General features: G+C 66.2%; 1 protein-coding gene. It reads left to right on the top strand.

The annotated features are described in order from the left end of the window. Positions 1 to 1,360 (top strand): histidine kinase dimerization/phospho-acceptor domain-containing protein (locus MOV75_RS38285; RefSeq protein WP_247008021.1); only part of this gene is annotated, 1,360 nt, incomplete at both ends.

Consider the following 1,360-nt stretch of genomic DNA (forward strand, 5'->3'; position numbering starts at 1 on the left):
CACGCGGCGCCAGTGCGCGCGACCGCACGCTGCTCGACTTGCTGCCGACCGGCATCCTGATCTACCGGCTCGACCGGCTGCTCTACGCCAACGCGGCGTTTCTCGCGCGCATGGGCTACGCCAACGTGAGCGCGCTGGAGCATGCCGGCGGGCTCGATGCGCTCTATGTCGAGCCCGGCGTGTCCTCGGCCAGCAGCACCTCGCAAGCCGGCACGCCTGTCACGATCAGCGCGATGGTTGCGAACGGCGAAGCGCCGCTTGCGACCACCGAAGCGCATCTGCACACGATCGACTGGGACGGCGAGAGCGCGCACGCGCTGATCTGCGCGCTGCCGCAGGCTGCACCTGTCGTCACCGCGCCCGGCATTGCCGAGCCTGTCGTCGCCGAGGCGATTGCCGCCGAGACCATTGTCCCGGAATCCTTTCCTTACGAAATCGAGCCCGCGGCTGGCGAAACCGAGGCGGAAGATCTCGCCGCGATCCTCGACACCACCGCCGAGGGCATCGTGATGTTCGATGCCGAAGGCAACATCCACGCCTGCAACCGCAGCGCCGAGGCGCTGTTCGGCTATGACGGCACGGCGCTGATCGAGCAGAATCTGGTGACGCTGTTCGCGCCCGAGAGCCAGCAGATCGTCGCCGACTATTTCGAAAGCCTGAAGAGCCAGGACATTGCGAGCCTGCTCGACCACGGCCGCGAAGTGCTCGGACGCGAGAAGAAGGGCGGCGTCATTCCGCTCGCGATGATCATGGGCCGCACCCGGCCCGACGGGCCGAACTTCTTCGCCGTGTTCCGCGACCTCTCCCAGAGCAAGAAGGGCGAGAGCGAGCTGACGCAGGCCCGCCGCCTGGTCCACAGTGCGGCCAATGCGAAAGCCGACATGCTGGCGCGGATCAGCCACGAGATCCGCACGCCGCTCAACGCCATCATCGGCTTTGCCGAGGTGATGATCTCCGAGCGTTTCGGCACGCTCGGCAACGAGCGCTACGGCGAATACATGAAGGATATCCGCGCCTCCGGCGAGCGCGTCATTGCCATCATCGACGATTTGCTGGAGCTGTCGCGGATCGAGACCGGCAAGCTCGACCTCAACTTCGCCAACCTCAACCTCAACGATCTCGTCGAAGCTTGCGTGACTGTGATGCAGCCGCAGGCCAATCGCGAGCGCATCATCATCCGCACTTCGCTCGCCCATGCGCTGCCGCAGGTCAGCGTGGACGCGCGCGCGATGCGGCAGATCACCATGAATTTGATCTCGAACTCGATCCGGCTCGCCAGCGCCGGCGGCCAGGTCATCGTCTCGACCGCGCTGTCCGACCGCGGCGAGATCGCGCTGCGCATCCGCGACACCGGTCATGG

Source organism: Bradyrhizobium sp. PRIMUS42 (genome assembly GCF_023006515.1).
Classification (GTDB): domain Bacteria; phylum Pseudomonadota; class Alphaproteobacteria; order Rhizobiales; family Xanthobacteraceae; genus Bradyrhizobium.